This is a genomic window from Ferrovibrio sp. (assembly GCF_036381655.1).
Taxonomy (GTDB): Bacteria; Pseudomonadota; Alphaproteobacteria; order Ferrovibrionales; family Ferrovibrionaceae; genus Ferrovibrio.
The window spans coordinates 119,487-138,396 of record NZ_DASVCJ010000076.1; the positions used below are offsets into that span (position 1 = coordinate 119,487).

General features: G+C 64.7%; 19 protein-coding genes. 4 read left to right on the plus strand and 15 right to left on the minus strand.

The genetic code is table 11. The features are described from left to right. Positions 1-67 precede the first annotated feature (67 nt). The gene (locus tag VF194_RS17435) at positions 68-898 is read left to right on the plus strand and encodes an AraC family transcriptional regulator (RefSeq protein WP_330892466.1); all 831 of its coding nucleotides are present in this window, start codon (positions 68-70) and stop codon (positions 896-898) included. Here the strand turns inward: VF194_RS17435 and VF194_RS17440 are convergent. From VF194_RS17440 to VF194_RS17455, 4 genes are all read right to left on the minus strand, one after another. Next, positions 880-1,548: a glutathione S-transferase gene (locus VF194_RS17440; RefSeq protein ID WP_330892467.1), complete on the minus strand. Its 669-nt coding sequence runs from the start codon at positions 1,546-1,548 to the stop codon at positions 880-882. The two genes, VF194_RS17435 and VF194_RS17440, sit on opposite strands and share 19 nt — an antisense overlap. A 93-nt stretch (positions 1,549-1,641) precedes the next feature. Then, positions 1,642-2,106, minus strand: a complete 465-nt coding sequence (locus VF194_RS17445; protein WP_330892468.1) for an SRPBCC family protein — start codon at positions 2,104-2,106, stop codon at positions 1,642-1,644. Next, positions 2,099-2,476, minus strand: a complete 378-nt coding sequence (locus VF194_RS17450) for a metalloregulator ArsR/SmtB family transcription factor (RefSeq protein WP_330892469.1) — start codon at positions 2,474-2,476, stop codon at positions 2,099-2,101. The genes VF194_RS17445 and VF194_RS17450 overlap by 8 nt, the downstream gene beginning before the upstream one ends. A 48-nt stretch (positions 2,477-2,524) precedes the next feature. Next, positions 2,525-3,505 carry a fatty acid desaturase family protein gene (locus VF194_RS17455; RefSeq protein ID WP_330892470.1) on the minus strand — a complete coding sequence of 327 codons (981 nt, stop codon included), beginning with the start codon at positions 3,503-3,505 and terminating at the stop codon, positions 2,525-2,527. A gap of 196 nt (positions 3,506-3,701) precedes the next feature. Between VF194_RS17455 and VF194_RS17460 the strand changes: the two genes are divergently transcribed. After that, on the plus strand, positions 3,702-4,010 hold the full coding sequence (locus VF194_RS17460; RefSeq protein ID WP_330892471.1) for a SemiSWEET transporter: 309 nt from the start codon (positions 3,702-3,704) through the stop codon (positions 4,008-4,010). Positions 4,011-4,570: 560 nt separating this feature from the next. Here the strand turns inward: VF194_RS17460 and VF194_RS17465 are convergent. From VF194_RS17465 to VF194_RS17480, 4 genes are all read right to left on the minus strand, one after another. After that, complete coding sequence (locus tag VF194_RS17465) at positions 4,571-6,127, minus strand: M81 family metallopeptidase (RefSeq protein WP_330892472.1); 1,557 nt, start codon at positions 6,125-6,127, stop codon at positions 4,571-4,573. 18 nt (positions 6,128-6,145) lie between these two features. Next, entirely contained in the window at positions 6,146-7,900 is a 1,755-nt protein-coding gene (gene ilvD, locus VF194_RS17470; protein WP_330892473.1) for a dihydroxy-acid dehydratase, read from the minus strand. An 81-nt stretch (positions 7,901-7,981) separates the two neighbouring features. After that, complete coding sequence (locus tag VF194_RS17475) at positions 7,982-8,842, minus strand: YihY/virulence factor BrkB family protein (protein WP_330892474.1); 861 nt, start codon at positions 8,840-8,842, stop codon at positions 7,982-7,984. Between the two features lie 11 nt (positions 8,843-8,853). After that, positions 8,854-10,911 (minus strand): AsmA family protein, encoded by a 2,058-nt coding sequence (locus VF194_RS17480; RefSeq protein ID WP_330892475.1) that lies wholly within the window; start codon positions 10,909-10,911, stop codon positions 8,854-8,856. Between the two features lie 54 nt (positions 10,912-10,965). Here VF194_RS17480 and VF194_RS17485 point away from each other — a divergent pair, with 54 nt between their 5' ends. Next, positions 10,966-11,322, plus strand: a complete 357-nt coding sequence (locus VF194_RS17485) for a hypothetical protein (protein ID WP_330892476.1) — start codon at positions 10,966-10,968, stop codon at positions 11,320-11,322. A 69-nt stretch (positions 11,323-11,391) separates the two neighbouring features. Continuing rightward, positions 11,392-12,312 carry an AEC family transporter gene (locus VF194_RS17490; RefSeq protein WP_330892477.1) on the plus strand — a complete coding sequence of 307 codons (921 nt, stop codon included), beginning with the start codon at positions 11,392-11,394 and terminating at the stop codon, positions 12,310-12,312. Positions 12,313-12,314: 2 nt separating this feature from the next. On the opposite strand, the gene era is transcribed toward VF194_RS17490, so the two are convergent. The 7 genes from era to VF194_RS17525 all read right to left on the minus strand — a co-directional run bounded on the left by era (position 12,315) and on the right by VF194_RS17525 (position 18,815). After that, the gene (gene era / locus VF194_RS17495; protein ID WP_330892478.1) at positions 12,315-13,226 is read right to left on the minus strand and encodes a GTPase Era; all 912 of its coding nucleotides are present in this window, start codon (positions 13,224-13,226) and stop codon (positions 12,315-12,317) included. 11 nt (positions 13,227-13,237) lie between these two features. Further along, positions 13,238-13,987: a ribonuclease III gene (gene rnc, locus VF194_RS17500; protein WP_330892479.1), complete on the minus strand. Its 750-nt coding sequence runs from the start codon at positions 13,985-13,987 to the stop codon at positions 13,238-13,240. A 7-nt stretch (positions 13,988-13,994) separates the two neighbouring features. Then, positions 13,995-14,771, minus strand: coding sequence for a signal peptidase I (gene lepB / locus VF194_RS17505; RefSeq protein ID WP_330892480.1), 777 nt, complete (start codon positions 14,769-14,771; stop codon positions 13,995-13,997). Positions 14,772-14,840: 69 nt separating this feature from the next. Beyond that, positions 14,841-15,275, minus strand: coding sequence for a holo-ACP synthase (acpS, locus tag VF194_RS17510; protein WP_330892481.1), 435 nt, complete (start codon positions 15,273-15,275; stop codon positions 14,841-14,843). Further along, complete coding sequence (locus VF194_RS17515; protein WP_330892482.1) at positions 15,275-16,021, minus strand: pyridoxine 5'-phosphate synthase; 747 nt, start codon at positions 16,019-16,021, stop codon at positions 15,275-15,277. The genes acpS and VF194_RS17515 overlap by 1 nt, the downstream gene beginning before the upstream one ends. A gap of 3 nt (positions 16,022-16,024) precedes the next feature. Beyond that, the gene (gene pyrE, locus VF194_RS17520; protein WP_330892483.1) at positions 16,025-16,612 is read right to left on the minus strand and encodes an orotate phosphoribosyltransferase; all 588 of its coding nucleotides are present in this window, start codon (positions 16,610-16,612) and stop codon (positions 16,025-16,027) included. Between the two features lie 31 nt (positions 16,613-16,643). Continuing rightward, positions 16,644-18,815, minus strand: coding sequence for a bifunctional (p)ppGpp synthetase/guanosine-3',5'-bis(diphosphate) 3'-pyrophosphohydrolase (locus VF194_RS17525; protein ID WP_330892484.1), 2,172 nt, complete (start codon positions 18,813-18,815; stop codon positions 16,644-16,646). Between the last annotated feature and the right edge of the window lie 95 nt (positions 18,816-18,910).

Sequence of the window (18,910 nt, forward strand, 5' to 3'; positions counted from 1 at the left end):
GAGGATGCCGGAACGGCCGTTCCGGGGCTTGGGGAATATTGCTATTATTCCAGCCGTCATGACCGTCATGCAGCAGCTGACCGAGACCTTGGCCGCCCGGCCGATTGCCGCCGGCGACGCCTGGGCCCTGGGCGAATTCCTCTGCTCGGCCGGCCCGGAACATGCCGCCTATGAAGAGCGCCATGATGGCGTGACCATCGCCGCCGTGATCGGCGGCAGCTTCACCTATCGCACCGAGGCCGGCACGGCTTTGCTGCATCCCGGCGCGCTGATGCTCGGCCAGGCGGGAGCCTGCTTCGAATGCGGGCATGAGCATAGCCGCGGCGATCGCTGCGTCGCCTTCCACTACTCTTCCGAATTCTTCGCCGAGATCGCCGCCAGCCGCGCCGGGTCCGCCCGCTTCCGCTTCAGCCATGCCATGCTGCCGGCGCGTAAGGAGACGCTGGCGCTGGTCGCCAGGCTCGAAGCCCTGGCGCAGCACCCGGGCCCGGCCGCCGAGGAGGCCGCCATCGCCCTGGCCGAACAGGTGCTGACGGCAACCTCCGGCAAGGCGCCGGAAAGGATGGCGCTCTCGGCGCGCGATCACAGGCGCGTTTCCGCCGTGCTGCGCCTGATGGAGGAACGCTGCGCCGAGCCGCTCGGCCTCGACGATCTCGCCGCGGCCGCCTGCATGAGCAGGTACCATTTCCTGCGCTGCTTCCGCCGCATCACCGGCAGCGCGCCTTACGAGTATCTGCTCGGCCTGCGCCTGCGCCGCGCGGCGCAGCGCCTGCGCGCCTCCGATGAGGCGGTTGCCGCCATCGCCTACGATGCCGGCTTCGGCGACCTCTCGACCTTCAATGCCCGCTTCAAGGCGGTGTTCGGCGCGCCGCCGGGCGGCTACCGGAGAAGTTCGTAAGGCCCGCCCTGCTCCAGTGCCCGCTTGTAGGCCGCGCGGGCATGGATGCGGCCGAGGAAATCCGCGATCGGCTGATGCTCGGGCCGCAGCCCCATGCGCGCCGCCGCCGCTTCGAGCGGAAAGCTCATCATGACATCGGCGGCCGAGAACTCACCGCCGGCGAACCAGCCATTGCCGGCCTGCAGGGCATTGGCCCAACAGCGCATATGCGTGGCGAGCTGCGGATCGGTCAGCCGCGCCTGCGCCTTCGCCGCCACCGCGCCGATGATCGGCCGCAGCAGGAACGGCACGCCTGTCGGCAGGCGCATGAAGACCAGCTTGAGCAGCAGGAGCGGCATGGCCGAGCCTTCGGCGTAATGCAGCCAGTAGGTATAGGCGCGGCGCGCCTCGCTGGCGGCGGGCGGAATCAAGCGGCCCTGGCCGTAGGTCTCGATCAGGTATTCGACGATGGCGCCGGTTTCGGCCAGCAGCCGTCCCTGATCCTCGATCACCGGCGACTTGCCGAGCGGATGCACCTTCTGCAGTTCGGCCGGCGCGCGCATGTCCGGCCCGCGCTGATAGCGCACGACCTGGTACGGCAGGCCAAGTTCTTCCAGCAGCCAGAGCACGCGTTGCGAGCGCGAGTTGTTGAGATGATGGACCGTCAGCATAAGGAATACCCCCGAGCGCAGAAGCGCGCATGCGAGGCTATAGCGGCGGCGGCGGATTTTGCCTAGTGACGGCCTTCGCAGGAGCGAGGATCGTCACTTGACCGTCCATTTGCGCGTCGCCTCCAGCGGCGCGCCGGTTTCCAGCAGGCTCTTGAGGCTGGAGAGAATGGCCGGCCAGCCCTGCGAGACGGCCTCGATGAATTTCGCGCCCGGCCTGGCGATCTCGTGCAGCAGGGTCAGCTTCACCATGTCGCCCTGCTGCTCCAGCTCGTAGATCAGCGTCGAATGGCCGTCCTCGCGCAGCTCGGGCCGGAACTCGTTGCGCCAGGTCAGCACCAGCCGGCGCGGCGGATCGATCTCGACGATCTCGCCGCTATCGGCGATGCGGCCGTCGGGGATCACGATGCGCCAGGGCGCGCCGGGCTTCCAGTCGCTTTCCTGCCAGGTCCCGGCCCAGTATTGCCGGGTGAATTCCGGCTCGAGCAAGGCGCGCCAGAGCTTGTCGCGCGTGGTGCGGATATAGATCACATAGGCGAAGCGCGAGGCGGATTCAGTCATCCCGGTCTCCATCATCTTCCAGGCGGCGCTTGAGGTCGGCCAGCGCGCGCAGGCGGCCGCGCTCGAATTTGCGGATCCAGCGTTCGCCGATCGCATGGATCGGCACCGGATTGAGGTAATGCAGCTTCTCGCGGCCCTTTCTGATGGCGGCGACCAGGTTTGCCTCCTCCAGGATGGCGAGATGCTTGGCCACCGCCTGGCGCGACATGTCCAGCCCGTCGCAGAGCTCGTTCAGGCTCTGGCCGTTCCGCGCGAACAGCCGGTCCAGCAGCGCCCGGCGGCTCGGATCGGCCAATGCGCGGAACACGGCGTTGAGATCCGCGTCGCGGGAAATGTCCAGGACCGTATCCAGCACCGCATCGAAGGCCATGCGGCTAATATGCAACCTTTTGGTTGCCTGTCAAGCCGGGCGGTTTCGCTAGATATGCGCCGTCTTCATCCCGCCGCCCGCCGGCGAACCACTGCTGCCGCCGCCCTCGCTTGCCGCGCTCGCCGCCAGCCGCAGCACCTCGGCGTAGGATTTCCGCACTTCCATCTTCGAACCATAGCCCTTCGCCAGCAGCAGGCGATGCGCCTTCGGCAGGCGGTAGCAGGGCACGAAGAGCAGCAGATGATGTTCGAGGTGATAATTCACCCAATAGGGCGCGAGCAGCGCACGGATGATCCATCCGGCATAAGTCGTGCGCGTATTGCGCAGCGGATCGTCGTTGTCCGGCACCATGGCGTGTTCGGCGATATTGCGCACGCGGCTGATCAGCTGATACCAGGTCGCCAGCGGCAGCAGCCACAGGGCGGGATAAAGCCACCAGCAGCCGGCAGCGCCGAGCAGCGCCAGCAGCGCGAGGTTGACCGCCGCCGCGCCGATCAGGCCGCCCGTCTTCAGCCGCGCCCAGCGCTCGCGCCAGGGCATGCCCCCCTCGCCCCAGGCCATGGCGAATTGCTGCCGGCGCCGGGTGAAGGCGGTCCGGCCGGAAAGGTCGCGCAGCACCTTGCGCCGCAGGCTTTTCCCGGTGATCGGAAACGGCGCCGACAGCACCAGGTCGGGGTCGTTGTCCTGCTGGGTGAATCTGTGATGCTTGAGGTGATACGGGCGGTACAGACGAAGGTCGGTCACGACCGGATAGGCGCAGAGCCATTGCCCGGCGAATTCGTTGAAGCGCCGCGTCCTGAACAGCAGGCCATGGGCGGCATCGTGCATCAGGATGGCCAGCCCGAGCTGCCGCCCGCCGATCAGCATCGCGGCGGCGAGGAATGTCAGCGGGTTGGGCCAGAGCACGAACAGCGCCATGGCGGCGAAGATCGCGCCCCAGGCATGCAGCACGAGCAGCCCGCCGATCCAGTCCGAGCGCTGGCGCAATTCGCGGATCTCGTCCTGACTGAACACCTCACCCGGCCGCACGCGCTGCCTCCTGCCTTGGTTTCGTTCGCATCGGGAGTGTAGCGCAGGGCGGCAGGCGCGCCAGCGGAAATGGCAGACGTGAATGCCTCGGGGCAAGCCCGTTAATGGCGAGCTAGTATCGCCTCCCCCGCTGGAACGCCCTCCCTTTCCCCGCGTTGTTGCGTGGCATATCCACGCTCAACATCCGGGGAAAGCCTTGCCCATAGACCTCGTCAGCCTGCTCGGCGCGCTGGCCGGCACGGCGTCCACCGTCAGCTTCGCGCCGCAGGCCTGGAAGGTGATCAAGTCGCGCCACACGGCCGACCTGTCGCTGCGCATGTATCTGATCACCGTGACCGGCTTCACGCTCTGGCTCGCCTACGGCATCGCGCTCGGCGAATGGCCGCTGATCGCCAGCAATGGGCTGTGCCTGCTGATGTCGGGCTTCATCCTGGCGATGAAGCTGGCGCCGCCGCGCATGAAGCACGAGATCGCCGATACGGTCGATCCGACCGTCCAGGACTGAGCGCGGCGATCTTCAGCCTGGCGGCACCGCACGGCAGCGACGTCCATGGAGCCCCGGGCCAGGCCCGAGGGTGACGAAAGGTTACGGGCATGGCGTGGGGGAACCCGGGGGCGCCTTAATCTTCATGGCCACTTGACCTTCGGCGCAATGTACCGATATTGTTCTCACTCGCTATTGCCCATTGTGAATCCGCCCCTTGAGACCGTGCGCTGCGCGGCGGCCGCCGTGACTGGCCAGTGCGCTACTTATGGGTGAATATGCGAGCAAACCGGCCTGGCCGGAGCGGGATTCAATGGGCCTCAATTGGCTCTCAATTGGCGCCGAACCGGCGCCTGATTGGCCTTCCACTGGCTTCGAACTGGCCTCAACCGGCCGCCGATTGGCACCGGCTGGCACCCTCTGGGCCGCCGCCGGCCCGGCTAAAACAATGAGTTAGCCAAGATTGCCCGCCGGGCAGCGGTGGAATCCGACCCCGTCGCGCGATTTTCGCCGCCTGTCGCCGGTTGCAGGCCGCAGCATCGCGGCCCGGCCGCCTCCCGCTACGGCCATGAGGGCCGCCGTTACGCCGGCCGGTGCTCCCGCCCCTTCGGGCTCAGCCGCACGCCCGGCCGCAGGCGCCGATAGGGCAAGGTCTCGGCCCGCTCGATGAAGGCGCCGGGGCTTTCCACGGTCAGGATCGCTTCGGCGATATCGGTGAAGTCGCCGCGGAAATGCACCGTGCTTTTGACGCCGACGATCTGGCGCCGGCCCGGCTCGATGCCGAGATGGCGGTACATCTCCTTGTCGGCCGCCTGCACCCGGATCGAGCTGACGACGAGATCGACGCCCCCTCCGTTTGATGTCGGGCAACTCAGCCGCGCCATCGGCCCGAGCGCCATGCGCGTGCCCTTGTAGAACGGCCCGGTGCAGAGGAACCGGCCGTCATTCAGCTTGGCGACCTTGAAGCGGTTGCGGTAGGGCCTGGCGCCGTCGAAGGTCTTGCCGCCGACCGCGATCTCGATCTCCGCCCCCTCGCCGGCCTGATGCGCAATCCTGGCCGCTTCGGCATCGCAGAGCAGGCCCAGCGCCGCATCGGGCACCCGATGTTCGATCAGGGCGGCGAGCAGCCCCGTCGTGTCGCTGGTGGCGCCGGCGCCGGGATTGTCCTGCACATCGGCCAGCACGATGGACTTGCGCGCCCCGCCGACGATCAGCCGGCGCGCCTCCTCGATGGCCTCGTCCGGCGACAGGAGCCGCGCTTTGAACTCCGCCTCGCGCTCGGCGATATGCCTTGCCAGATCGTCGGCCGCCTTGTCGGCGGCGTCCTGCGTATCGGCATAGGCCAGCACCGCCGGGCCGCATTCGGCGATATCGGCGGGATGAAAACCCGGCGCGAAGCTGAGCGAGCTGACCGCGCCGCGCTCCATCCCGCTTAAGGTTTCGTAGATGCTGCTGCAGGGCTCGATGAAGCTGCATTGCGCCGTCAGCGGAATGAGGAACGGCAGCTTGCGCAGCGCCTTGGCCTGGCGCGGCCGCTCGCCGTTCAGCAGCTTTTCCAGATGCCGCGCCACCCGGCCGCCGGTCGCCGCCATGTCGAGATGCGGATAGGTGCGGTAGGCGATCAGCACGTCGCTGTAGCGCAGCATCTCCGGCGTCACATTGGCATGCAGGTCGAGGCTGGCGACCACCGGCAGGTCCGGCCCGACCACGGCGCGCACCCGGCGCAGCAATTCGCCCTCGCCGTCTTCGTGGCTTTCGACCACCATCGCGCCATGCAGGTCGAGATAGACCGCGTCGATCCGGCCTTTCAGCGCCGCCAGGCCGTCGGCGATCTTCCCGGCGACGAAGTCGAACGCCTCGTCGGTGACGTAGGAGGATGGCTGCGCCGCCGCCCAGCAGATCGGCTCCAGGCGCCAGCCTTTCGGCCTGGCGCTCGCGATGAAGCCGCCGATGGGAATGTTCATCGGCTCGAAGGTCTCGAACATCGCCGGCCCTTCGGTCAGCGCCGGCCAGCCCTCGCCTTCGACGAACTTGTCCAGCGTCGCCTTCTGCGGCGCGAAGGTGTTGGTCTCGTGCTGGAAACCGGCCAAAGCGATTCTGGGCTGGGCGATTCTGGGCTGGGCGATGCGGAAGGTCATGGGATGCCCGAAGCCGGTTCAGATATCGGCGTAGCAATGCGTCTCCGCCTTGCCGCCGGGATGGGTGACCGCGCCGTCATGGGCATCGCCCACGGTCTGCGCGTATTTCCACAGCGCGCCGGACTGGTAATCGGTCCTGCGCGGCTTCCATGTCTTCCGGCGCCGGGCGAATTCCGCCGCGCTCACACCGACGTTGAGAATGCCCTTCACCGCGTCGATGGTGATGATGTCGCCGTTCCTGATCAGGCCGATCGGGCCGCCGACCGCCGCTTCCGGGCCGACATGGCCGATGCAGAAGCCGCGCGTGGCGCCGGAGAAACGCCCATCGGTGATCAGCGCCACCTTCTCGCCCATGCCCTGGCCGTAGATCGCCGAGGTGGTGGACAGCATCTCGCGCATGCCCGGCCCGCCCTTCGGGCCTTCGTAACGGATGACGATGACGTCGCCTTCCTTGTACTTGCGGGCCTGCACGGCGGCGAAGGCCTCTTCCTCGCTGTCGAACACCCGCGCCGGGCCGACATGCTTCAGGCGGCTCATGCCGGCCACCTTCACGATGGCGCCGCGCGGCGCCAGATTTCCTTTGAGTCCGACGACGCCGCCGGTCGGGGTGATCGGCTTGCCGATCGGCCGTACGACATCCTGGTTCTTCGGGAACTTCACGCCCTTGAGGTTCTGCTCGATGGTCTTGCCGGTCACCGTCAGGCAGTCGCCGTGGATGTAACCGCCCTTGAGCAGTTCGTTCAGCACCACCTGCACGCCGCCGACTTCGTAAAGGTCCTTGGCGACATAGCGCCCGCCGGGCTTGAGGTCGGCGATGTAGGGCGTCGATTTGAAGATCCTGGCGACGTCGTCGAGGTCGAACCTGATGCCGGCCTCATGGGCGATGGCCGGCAGGTGCAGCGCCGCGTTGGTCGAGCCGCCGGTGGCCGCCACCACGCGGGCGGCATTCTCCAGCGCCTTGCGGGTGACGATGTCGCGCGGCCGGATGCCGAGCTTGATCAGCTCCATGACCTGGCGGCCCGAGGCTTCGGCATACTGGTCGCGCGTCTCATAGGGCGCCGGCGCGCCGGCCGAGCCCGGCAGGGCCAGGCCGATGGCTTCGGAGACGCAGGCCATGGTATTCGCGGTGAACTGCCCGCCGCAGGAGCCGGCCGATGGACAGGCGACGCATTCCAGTTCGTGCAGGTCGCGATCGTTCATCTTGCCGGCGGCGTACTGGCCGACGCCCTCGAAGACATCGACCACGGTCACGTCCCTGCCGCGGAAGCGGCCGGGCAGGATCGAGCCGCCATACATGAAGATGGAGGGAATGTTCAGCCGCACCATCGCCATCATCAGGCCCGGCAGCGACTTGTCGCAGCCGGCGAGGCCCACGAGGGCGTCGTAGCAATGGCCGCGCACGGTCAGCTCGGTGGAATCCGCGATCGCCTCGCGGCTGACCAGCGACGATTTCATGCCCTGATGGCCCATGGCGATGCCATCGGTCACCGTGATCGTTGTGAATTCGCGCGGCGTGCCGCCGGCTCCCCTGACCCCGGCCTTCACCGCCTGAGCCTGGCGGGCCAGCGTGATGTTGCAGGGCGCGGCCTCGTTCCAGGTGGTGACCACGCCGACGAAGGCCTGGTGGATTTCCTTCTCGGTCAGCCCCATCGCATGGTAGTAGCTGCGATGCGGCGCCCGCTCCGGCCCCTCGGTCACATGGCGGCTGGGCAGCATTGTCTTGTCGATCCTGCCGCCTTTCATCGCGGCCTTTTTCCTGACAGCCTCCTTCATGGCACTGGTCACTCCCTCAGGGCCCATCGGATCCGGGCATCGGAGCATAACCAGCCGTCCGGCCGCCGGCCAGAGGCCTTCTCAGGTCGCCTGGGGTTCCGCGAGGGGCGCGCGCCGGGTGCGGTGCTGGCGCAGCAGCGCCTTGTTGAATTCGGCGCCGAAGATGAACAGCACCGCCGAGAAGTAGAAGAACACCAGGGTGGCGATCACGCCGCCCAGGCTGCCATAGGTGGCGCCGTAATTGCCCAGCGTGGCGAGGTAGACCGAATAGAGCCAAGCCGCCAGAAGCCAGAGAATGGTCGTTGCGATGACGCCGGGCAGCAGAGTGCGCCACGTCAGGCACCGCCCCGGCAGCCAGCGGTGCAGCGCCATCAGCGCGGCGAACAATACCAGGGTCGCCAGGCCGTAGCGGAACAGGGCGAAAGGCCAGCGGCGGCTCTCGTCCAGCGGCGCGACCCAGAGGATCGCCTTCCAGATGAGCGGGCCGAAGATCACCAGCACGGAAAGCAGCAGGAAGACGATGCCGCCGACCACCACGCCGCCGATGCTGCGCAATTTGCGAACCCACCACGAACGCGGCTCGTCGACGTCATAGGCGGCGTTGAGGGCGACCCGCAGGGAGTCGAAGCCGCTGGAGGCGAACCATATCGCGCCGAGAAAGCCCAGTGTCAGCAGGCTGCCATCCGCCGAGTTCAGTATCTGCTGGATCACCGGCTGCAGCGTCCGGGCGATGTCGGCCGGCAGCAGGTCCAGCGCGGCCCGGACCGAGGCAAAGCTGTCGGCATAGCCGCCGATGAAGCCCGCCAGCGATGCCAGGAAGACCAGGAAGGGAAAAATGGCGAGCAGACCCGTATAGGCGATGTTTCCTGCAATCTCGAGGCCGAAACCGCTCACCAGGGTGTCGATCGCTTTCCATGCCGCCCGGAGGTATCTGCCAATCATGCCGGCCTCCGTCAGCGGGCGCTCCCGCTATCCTGAAGCAAAGCCGCGCAGTCGCTGTTCTGCTCGAGGCCGGGCTCGATGAAGGCAAGGATGGAAGCGATCGGCGTCAGCAGCGCCCCCAGCGCGACGGCGCCGGCGATCTTGGCGCCAAGCCGGGCCGGAGCGATGCCAACATCGGGGCGGCTGAAGGCGCCGTTGATGGTGATCGGCGTACGGGCGCTGAGCAATCTCGGCTTTTTAGGATGCGCCAGCAGGCGCATGCCCAGTTGCTCGTCCTTGAGGCTTATCTGGCCGTCCGCGGTGATCGTTGTATCCGGCGTGTCCAATACCAGCACCCGAGGCTTCATGACGCCGCCGGTGATGGTGAAATCGGCAATGAAACAACGGATCGGCGCCGGCGCGTCGCCGCCCGCCCATAGCGCCGCAGCCTCGCCGACATTGAGGCCGATCAGTTCCAGCGCCAGCTTCGACAGCGTGCCATGATTCATCGTGAGGCGTACGTCGCCGCCGGCGCTGCCGAGCGATCGCCGTATGGTGTCGCCCTGCCCCGTCATCCTGATGCGGCCGTCGATCTGCCCGCTGCCGGCATTTTTCAACCCGGCCTTCTCCAGGAACTGCTGCAGGTCGAACTTGCTGAGCCGAAGGTCGTAATTGGTAGTTACCGGATTCTTGCTGGCGTCGATGCGGATATCCGTATTCACAAAGCCTCCGGCGATGCCGAGCTTCAATGGATGCAGGTGCAGCACCCCATTGTGCAAATCGAGCGCAAGGTCGACGCCGCTGAAGGGCGTGTTCGGCGCCACGACCTTGTCGCCATGAAATTTGACCGACGCATCGGTATTGCGGATCTGTTCGGTTGCCAGGGCTGCGTCCGGGAGCACGCGTGGCGGCGGGCCGGCATTGGCAGCGGGAGGATTGCGAGACTGGCGCTCGTAGGGTTTCGCGGCCTCGTTGCGCTGCTGCCTGTCTTTCCGGGCGTTGGCGGGCGGTTCGATGCCGATCAGCGGGCCGAGATCGCGATAATCCAGGGTCTGCGAGCGTAGATTGGCGTCCAGGCGCAGGCGGTCGCCGCCGGTATCGATCCGCAGATCGCCCTGAAGATCGCTGCGCCCCACCTGACCGTCCAGATTCTCGATCGACCAGACGCTCCCGTCGCGCTGCAATCGCCCTTTGAGATCGTATGCCGGCGTCATCGGCAGGGGCACGCTCGTGATCCGGGTCAATTGCCCGAGATTGGGCCCATTGAGATGCACATCGAGATCAAGCCCCTCGAAACGAACGGGCTCTGCCAGCGTTCCTGAAATGCGGATATGGGTCTGCCCGGCAGTCATCTCCACGGTCAGCGGGTATGGCTGCTTGCTTTCCCGCAATTCGAGAAGCGAGGCGCCGCTGACCTTCAGTTCGAAAGGCTCACGGTGCAGTCTGCCGCGCCCTTCGAGCCGAAGCTGGCTCTTGCCTTCGCTTCCGTCGCCCACTGCCGTCGATATCTGGGATGTGATGTCCAGTTCCGCCTTTTCGTCCCGATAGGACAAGGTGCCATCCTGGATGACCAGGAGGCCGATCAGCGGAGCGCTGCTCCGCTTTTCCGGTTTCACCTTCTTTGCCGCTTCCTCCGCACCGAAGGTCCAATTCGACACGCCGTCCTTGCGACGCTGCAAGAACAGCTTCGGCGTGATCAGATGGATTTCCGGCAATACCAGCCGCCCGCGCAGCAATTCAGGCAGGTCGATCACCACCTCGAGCCGCTCGGCACTGAGCATGTCCGGTTGCTCGGCCCAGTCGGCATTGCCGAGCCGTATCTCCTCCATCTTTATGCGCGGCCGCAGCGACCACTCGCCTTGCATATGGCCGATCCCGACGTCACGGCCGGTCTGCTCGGCAAGCTTCTTCTCGGCTAGGTCGCGAAACCAATTCCAGTCAAAAGTCCAGAGGAATACCCCTACGGCAACGGCCAACAGGGCAACGGCTCCGAGGGCCCATTGCCACCACCGAGCGCTTCGTTTCCTCGCCGTAACCGGTTCGTCTGACAACGCTAGTGTCCGTTCGATGACAGAGAGCCCCCGGGACAAGGAGTTAACCCCTGTTTAACGTTTCTTAACGGAGTCGGGCGACGATGAGCCGTTATGGGAATCCATGCCGAAATCGTCGTTCCCCGCTATGTCGTCCTGACCCGACTGGCCGATAGCTGGATTCCCCGCGCGTCTCATGCGGACCCGGAAAACGCCGAAGCCGAAGCTTTCCGCTGGCGCCGGATTTACGGCCCTCGCCAGACGCGGGTTGCCGAACTCTGGGTCCCGGAACAGCAGCCGGAGACACAACAAACACCCGCGCCGTCAGACCAGTTCCATCAGCCTGTCGCGTCTGCCCGGCCCTGTCACTGCCTCCCCTGGCGGGACGCAGCTCTTCGGGCCTTCGCACTCTACCTCTGCTACAATCTGGCTGGCCGCGCGCTCGACCTGCTCATCCTGCTGGCGAGTTGACGTTTCGAAGGCCGCCGGCTTCGGCTAGAGTGCCGGCTTCCCTCCTGCCCGAGTCCCCGTACAGCCCTCATGCAAGCAGTCGCTCTAGCCATCGTCCCGATCTTCCTGGTGATCGCGATCGGGACCGTCATGAAACGCACCAAGTTTCCCGGCGACGAATTCTGGCCGCTTGCCGACAAGATGACCTACTACGTCTTCTTCCCGGCTCTACTGGTTGAGAATTTGTCCAAAGCCAAGCTCGGCGATATCGATCCGACGGGGATGCTGGGGGCGCTGTTCATTGCGCTGCTCGTTCAAGCCGGGCTGGTCTATCTTCTTCGGCCCGTCGTGAAGGTGGACGGCCCGGGCTTTACGTCCATCTTCCAGGGCGCGGTACGCTTCAACACCTTCGTTGGCTTGGCCGCGGTGGCCGCGCTGGAAGGACAGGCGGGCATCACCGTCTTCGCGGTAGCCATTTCGCTGGCGATACCGGTGATCAACGTCATGTGCGTCCTGACCTTGGCGCGCTATGGCGCCCACGGCCATGGCACCAGCCTGCGCAGCCAGGCGCTTTTCCTGGCCAAGAATCCGCTCATCATCGCCTGTGCAACCGGCGCGGCGTTGAACGGCCTCGATTTGACGCTGCCGCCCGGCATTGAGCCTGTGTTCAAGATGCTTGGCGCCATGGCAGCGCCGATGGGACTGCTGACTGTCGGCGCCGGTTTGCAGTGGGAGGCGACGCGGAATGCCGGCCGGTCGGTCGGGCTGTCCTGCGCATTGAAGCTGTTGATCTACCCGGTCGTGCTGTATGCCCTGAGCCGGTTCTGGCATCTGCCGCCCTTGGAGACCCGCGTTCTGGTGCTTTGGGGCGCCATGCCCTCAGCCTCAAGCAGCTACATACTGGCCCGGCAGATGGGCGGGGATGCTCCTCTTTCCGCGGCCATCATCACGGTCAGCACGATTCTGGCCATCATCACCATGCCGGCTTTTCTGCTGATGCTCGGGATGTAGCCTCAGCCTCTCGGGAATTCCAGCCCCATGGCCTGGTAGCGTTCCGGATCCTCGCCCCAGTCCTTTCGCACCTTGACGAACAGGAACAGGTGGACGCGCCGCTCGAACTGCTTTTCCATCTCCTGACGGGCATAGGCGCCGATCCGTTTGATCATCTGCCCGCCTTCGCCGATGACGATCTTCTTCTGTCCGTCCCGCTCGACGAAAATGACCTGTTCGATACGGGCCGCACCGTCTTTCTGGTCCTTCCAGTTCTCGGTTTCGACGGTAATCGAGTAAGGCAATTCGTCATGCAGGGCGCGGTAAATCTGCTCGCGCGTGATTTCCGCGGCGAGAAACCGCATCGGCACGTCCGCCAGCTGATCCTCGGGATAAAGCCAGGGGCCCGCCGGCATACGCTTCGCCAATTCCCGCCGTACATCGCCGATGCCGTCACCGGTCGTGGCCGAGATCATGAATACTTGCTCGAACGGGAACGCCTCGTTCAGCGTTTTCGTCAAACCCAGCAACTTTTCCCGAGGGACGGCGTCGATCTTGTTGAGCGCGAGAAGGACGCCTTTCCGCCGCCGCTGTTGCAGCGCTTCGACGATGCCCTGCACCTCGCCGTCGACGCCTTTCTGAGCATCGACCAGCAGCAGCACCGCATCCGCTTCGTCAATGCCGCTCCACGCGGCCGCCACCATGGCCTTATCGAGCCTGCGTTTTGGCTTGAAAATGCCGGGGGTGTCGACAAAGACGATCTGCGTCTGCCCTTCCATGGCAATCGCGGTGATGCGGGCCCGTGTCGTCTGAACCTTGGACGAGACGATAGACACCTTGCTGCCGACGAGCTGGTTCAGTAGGGTCGATTTGCCGGCATTCGGCGCGCCGACGATAGCGACATAGCCGCAATGCGGGGCCTCCGCGGTACTCATTGTTTCACTCATCACGATTTAGCACGTTGCAATCTGGCCAATAAGCGGCCGGCGGCTTCCTGTTCGGCGGCCCGCTTGGAGCCTCCCTGGCCGATTTCGGGTTCTCCATCGCCGAGCCGCACGGACACGGTGAAACGCGGCTCGTGCGGCGGACCTTCCTGGCTGACGACATCGTAACGGGGCGCCGCAAGACCGCGGGCCGCAGCCCATTCCTGCAATGCCGTTTTGGCGTCCTTCGTGGCTCCGGCGGCAAAGTCGCCCAGCAGGGGTTCCATATAACGCCGCACGAAACTCTCGGCGACCTTAAGGCCGCCATCGAGATAAAGGGCGGCGACGACGGCTTCGCAGGCATCGGCAAGAATGGCGGGCTTTCCGGCGCCGCCGGAATCCCGTTCCGAGCGCGAAAGCTGGATGAAATCGCCAAGACCGAGCGACTGGGCAAAGCGGGCCAGGCTTTCCTGCTTCACCAGAGCGTTATAGCGCAGGGCCAGATCGCCGGCCTCGGCCTGCGGGAAACGTTCGGCCAGCAAGGTGGCGACCACCAGTCCCAAAACCCGGTCGCCGATGAATTCCAGCCGATTATAGTCGCGGATCGGCGGCGCAGCCTCGGCGTTCTTCTGGCGGGCCGACTTGGATCGGCTGCGGCGCGGGTTCGCCGACGGATGCACCAGGGCTTCCTCCAGAAGCCTGGGATCGGCGAAACGGTGGCCGAGAGCCCGCTGCAGTTGGTCGAGATTGGCGTGGCGGATATCAGCGATCACGCCGGCCTCAGTGGATGCCGGTAAACATCCGGTTCCAGCGCAAGGCGCCAAACCAGGTCCACGGCTTGAACAGCGATGCGCTGGGGTCGATCGAAATCCACCGGATTTCGGCGCGGCCGATGAGATTCTCCTCAGGCACATAGCCGACGCCGCCGAATTCGACCGGCACGCGGCTGTCCTGCGAATTATCCCGATTGTCGCCCATCATGAAGAAGTGATGCGGCGGGACCGTATAGACGCCGGTATTGTCGCCGGCATTGAAATTGAACAGGTTGAGCGTGTGGAAGCTCACGCCATTCGGCAGCGTCTCTTCCCATTGCTCTATGCGTTCCTGCACATTGCCGAAGCGGTCGCGCCGCTCGAAATCCTGGATGCGCTTGCGCTTGACCGGCTCGCCATTGATGTAGAGCACGCCGTCGCGCATCTGCAGCCTATCGCCCGGCAGGCCGACGACGCGTTTGATGTAGTCGATCGACGGATCGCGCGGCCAGCGGAAGACAACGACATCGCCGCGCTTGGGCTCGGAGCCGAGAATACGGCCGTGGAACAGCGGCGGGCTGAACAGCAGCGAGTAGCGGCTGAAGCCGTAGGAGAATTTGGAAACGAACACATAATCGCCGACCAGCAATGTCGGCAGCATGGATTCGGATGGAATATGGAACGGCTCGTACGCGAAGGTGCGGATGCCGAGTGCGATCAGAATAGCGTAAACGAGCGTGCGGAGGCTTTCCCAGATATCCCCACTGCGCTGCTTGGTCTTCGCCACCACGTGCTCCTGTTCCATATAAATCAACCCCTTAGGTCTGGTTTCCCCCCAGCCGGGCAGCATCAAGCCGGCAACCAATCGGCAATGTCAAGCACCCGCCGGCAACTCGGTGGCCGGTGTAATTTTCGGGCGTGCTGAAATTATGACGATGGCCTGGGCAATCGGCGGTTCGTCGGTCAGTGAGACATCGATCTGCGCCTCATACCCTGCTGGCAGCAACATTTGCAACCGGGCCAGGGCGCCGCCGGTGAGCGACATGGAGGGCTTGCCGCCCGTCAGGTTCACCACGCCCATGTCGCGCCAGAACACGCCCTTGCGGAACCCGGTTCCGAGGGCCTTGGAGCATGCCTCTTTGGCGGCGAAACGCTTGGCGTAGGATTCGATGCGCGTGAGGCTGCGCCGCTCCGAACGGGCCTTTTCGACCGGGGTGAAGATACGATCGAGAAACCGGTCGCCAAATCGGGCAACCGTGCGCTCGATGCGGCGGATGTCGATCAGGTCGGAGCCGATGCCGATGATCATCAGCTATTCCCGGCCCTTGCGCTGTTCATCAGTTCGCGCATTTGGCGGATCGCTTCGGCAAGCCCGACGAAGATCGCCTCGCCGATCAGGAAATGTCCGATGTTCAATTCAACGATTGTCGGAATCGCCGCAATCGGGGCAACGGTTTCGTAGGTCAAGCCGTGCCCGGCATGGCATTCCAGGCCGATTGCATCGGCGTGCGCCGCCGCTTTGCGAATGCGCTCCAGCTCGGCGGCTTGCTCTGCGCCGCTGGTCTCGCAATAACGGCCGGTGTGCAGTTCGACCACAGGCGCGCCCAGCGCCTCGGCGGCATCGAGCTGCTCCAGTGCAGGTTCGACGAACAGCGAGACGCGAATGCCGGCGGCCGAAAGCTGCCGCACGATGGGCGAAAGATGCTGGCGCTGGCCGGCGGCATCAAGCCCGCCCTCCGTTGTACGCTCCTCGCGCTTCTCCGGCACGATGCAGGCGGCATGCGGCTTATGGCGCAAGGCAATGGCCAGCATCTCGTCGGTGGCCGCCATCTCCAAATTGAGCGGCAGATCGATCTCTGCCATCAGGCGGTCGATATCGGCATCCGAGATATGCCGGCGATCTTCCCGCAGATGGGCGGTGATGCCATCGGCCCCCGCCGCCGCGGCAATCTTCGCCGCCCGCAGCGGGTCGGGATGTTTGCCACCGCGCGCATTCCGGATCGTGGCGACGTGATCGATATTGACACCAAGACGGAGCGGCCGGAGCTTGCTCATGGGCTAAGCCAGATTTCGCGAGCCGGGCTTGACGGCAGGAATTTTCTGCAACTCGGGTGGCAGCTCGTCCTCACGATAGGCCGGCACCTTGAAGCCGCACAGGCTGAACAAGGGCACGCCGAGGTCGACCTCGCCATCGGAGCGATCGACGATGCAGGATGCCGCCACCACCTTGCCGCCATTCTGGGTGATGCAGTCGATGCATTCGCGGCTCGATTTGCCCGTCGTGACGACATCCTCCGCCATCAGAACCCGGGCACCTTTCGGAATATCGAAGCCACGGCGCAAGGTAAACTTGCCATCCACCCGTTCGGTGAAGATTGCCGGTACGCCCAATTGCCGCGCCATTTCATAGCCGACCACGATGCCGCCGAGCGCTGGCGAGCAGACCAGGTCGACTGGGCTGGAGCCAAGCGCCGCACGCAGCCTTTCTGCCAGGGCTTTGCAGAGCGCTTCCGCCCGTTGCGGGAACATCAGGACGCGGGCCGACTGCATGTAGATCGGACTATGCAATCCGGATGTCAGCAGGAAATGTCCTTCCAGCAGGGCGCCGGCCTCGCGGTAATGTTGCAGCACTTCGTCTCGAGTCATTTTGTTTTCGGTCTCTTCTCTCAGCAAACAATTAGCCGCGCGCCCGCTCGACGGAACTGATCGCCGGCGTGGCGCGCAACGCGGCAATGATGTTGGACAGGTGCTTCACGTCGCGGACCTCGATATCGACGAACATCTCGAAGAACTCCGGGCTGCGATTGGTGATCTTCAGATTGGTGATATTGCCCTTGTGTTTGGCAATGATGGTTGTGACCGCGCTGAGGGCGCCGGTTTCGTTGTTGATGACGAGGCTGACGCGGCCGACATGGCCCTGCGCCTTTTCCCCTTCCGCTGGCGCATCCCAGGCCAGATCCAGCCAGCGTTCCGGCTGATCGGCGAATTGTTCCAGGGCGTCGCAGTCGATGGTGTGGATGGTCACGCCCTTGCCGGTGGTGACGATACCGACGATGCGATCGCCCGGAAGGGGGTGGCAGCAGCCGGCAAAGTGCATGGCCATGCCGGGGATGAGGCCGCGAATCGGAATGCCGCCGCCTTTGCCATGATCCGCCTGCTTCTGTAGCCTCGGCATGATCGGCAGCTTGTCGGCGGTTTCCTCCTTCTGCCCCGGAAAGACGATATTGATGACCTGCCTGGCGGTGATATTGCCCTCGCCGACGCCGACATACACGTCATCGGCGCCGCGCAGCTTCAGCACCTTGATCGCAGGTTCCAGCACACGTTCCGACAGCGCTGAATCGTGCTCGCGGAAGGCCTTGGCGAGGATCGCCTTGCCGAGTTCGAGATACTGGCCGCGCTGCTGCTGGCGGATGAAGCGGTTGATGCAGGATTTCGCCCGGCCGGATTTGACAAAGTTCAGCCAGGTGGGATTCGGCGCCGGCACCTTCGAACGTAGTATTTCCACCTGATCGCCGTTGCGCAAAACCGTGCGCAGGGGCACGACGCGGCCATTCACCTTGGCGCCGACCGCGGTGTCGCCCACATCGGAATGCACCGCATAGGCAAAATCGACCACAGTCGCATCCCGGGGCAGAGCGATCAGGTCTCCCTTCGGAGTGAAACAGAAGACCTGATCCTGGAACATGTTGAGCTTGGTATGCTCCAGGAATTCTTCCGGATCGGAGGTCTGCTCCAGGATTTCCAGCAATTCGCGCAGCCAGCGATATTGGCGCGCTTCCGCCTCCGGCGCTTCCTTGCCGGTATGCTTGTATTGCCAATGCGCGGCAACGCCGAGATCGGCGATATCGTGCATCTCCTGGGTACGAATCTGAATCTCGATACGCTTGTTTTCCGGGCCGATCACCGTGGTATGCAGGCTGCGATAGCCATTCTGCTTCGGCGTCGAAATGTAGTCCTTGAAGCGGCCCGGTACGGACGGCCAGGTCTGATGGACGATGCCCAGGGCATGATAGCAGGTGGCGACATCACGGACGACGACACGGAAAGCCATGATGTCGGACAGCTGCTCGAAGGCGATATTCTTGCGCTGCATCTTCTCCCAGATGGAGAATGGCCGCTTTTCCCGCCCCGAAACCCAGGCGTCGATCCCCTGCTCCGCCAGCGTACGCTTCAACTGATCTACGATGCGGTCGACCATGCGCCCGCCTTCGGAGCGCAACTGATCGAGCCGCGCGATGATCGAGGCGCGCGCATCGGTATTCAGTTCCGAAAATGCGAGATCTTCCAGCTCCTCCTTCAATTCCTGCATGCCGATACGGTCGGCCAGGGGAACGAAGATCTCCATGGTTTCCTTGGCGATGCGCCGGCGCTTTTCCGCATCCTTGATGAAGTGCAAGGTCCGCATGTTGTGCAGACGATCGGCCAGCTTGACCAGCAGTACCCGGATGTCGTTGGACATCGCCAGCAGCAGCTTGCGGAAATTCTCCGCCTGGCGTGTGCGGTCCGACTGCAACTCGATCCGCGAAAGCTTGGTGACGCCGTCGACCAGGCGCAGCACCTGCGGGCCGAAATTCTTTTCGATTTCGGTCGGCGTCGCGACGGTGTCTTCCAGCGTATCGTGCAGCAGTCCGGTGGCGATCGCCGTGGAGTCCAGCTTCATCCCGGCCAGGATGCCGGCCACTTCCACCGGATGGGAAAAATAAGGGTCGCCAGAGGCGCGCTTCTGTGAACCATGCGCCCGCATGGAGAAGACGTAGGCGCGGTTCAGCAGGTCCTCGTCCGCATTGGGATCGTAAGCGAGAACCTTCTCAACCAGTTCGACCTGACGCATCACTCGCGGGCGCATCACTCCGTTCCGTTTTCCAGATCCGGCAAACGGTTGGTCCTGAACACTAATTTTCATCGAAATGCGGGCCGGAACAAGCCCGTCGGGGTCGCGGA

Excerpts from the sequence above, each read along its gene's own strand:
- VF194_RS17435 (WP_330892466.1), top strand. The coding sequence starts at position 68 with ATGCAGCAGCTGACCGAGACCTTGGCCGCCCGGCCGATTGCCGCCGGC.
- VF194_RS17440 (WP_330892467.1), bottom strand. The coding sequence starts at position 1,548 with ATGCTGACGGTCCATCATCTCAACAACTCGCGCTCGCAACGCGTGCTC.
- VF194_RS17445 (WP_330892468.1), bottom strand. The coding sequence starts at position 2,106 with ATGACTGAATCCGCCTCGCGCTTCGCCTATGTGATCTATATCCGCACC.
- VF194_RS17450 (WP_330892469.1), bottom strand. The coding sequence starts at position 2,476 with ATGGCCTTCGATGCGGTGCTGGATACGGTCCTGGACATTTCCCGCGAC.
- VF194_RS17465 (WP_330892472.1), bottom strand. The coding sequence starts at position 6,127 with ATGACCTTCCGCATCGCCCAGCCCAGAATCGCCCAGCCCAGAATCGCT.
- ilvD (WP_330892473.1), bottom strand. The coding sequence starts at position 7,900 with ATGAAGGAGGCTGTCAGGAAAAAGGCCGCGATGAAAGGCGGCAGGATC.
- VF194_RS17475 (WP_330892474.1), bottom strand. The coding sequence starts at position 8,842 with ATGATTGGCAGATACCTCCGGGCGGCATGGAAAGCGATCGACACCCTG.
- VF194_RS17485 (WP_330892476.1), top strand. The coding sequence starts at position 10,966 with ATGGGAATCCATGCCGAAATCGTCGTTCCCCGCTATGTCGTCCTGACC.
- VF194_RS17490 (WP_330892477.1), top strand. The coding sequence starts at position 11,392 with ATGCAAGCAGTCGCTCTAGCCATCGTCCCGATCTTCCTGGTGATCGCG.
- era (WP_330892478.1), bottom strand. The coding sequence starts at position 13,226 with ATGAGTACCGCGGAGGCCCCGCATTGCGGCTATGTCGCTATCGTCGGC.
- lepB (WP_330892480.1), bottom strand. The coding sequence starts at position 14,771 with ATGGAACAGGAGCACGTGGTGGCGAAGACCAAGCAGCGCAGTGGGGAT.
- acpS (WP_330892481.1), bottom strand. The coding sequence starts at position 15,275 with ATGATCATCGGCATCGGCTCCGACCTGATCGACATCCGCCGCATCGAG.
- VF194_RS17515 (WP_330892482.1), bottom strand. The coding sequence starts at position 16,021 with ATGAGCAAGCTCCGGCCGCTCCGTCTTGGTGTCAATATCGATCACGTC.
- pyrE (WP_330892483.1), bottom strand. The coding sequence starts at position 16,612 with ATGACTCGAGACGAAGTGCTGCAACATTACCGCGAGGCCGGCGCCCTG.
- VF194_RS17525 (WP_330892484.1), bottom strand. The coding sequence starts at position 18,815 with ATGCGCCCGCGAGTGATGCGTCAGGTCGAACTGGTTGAGAAGGTTCTC.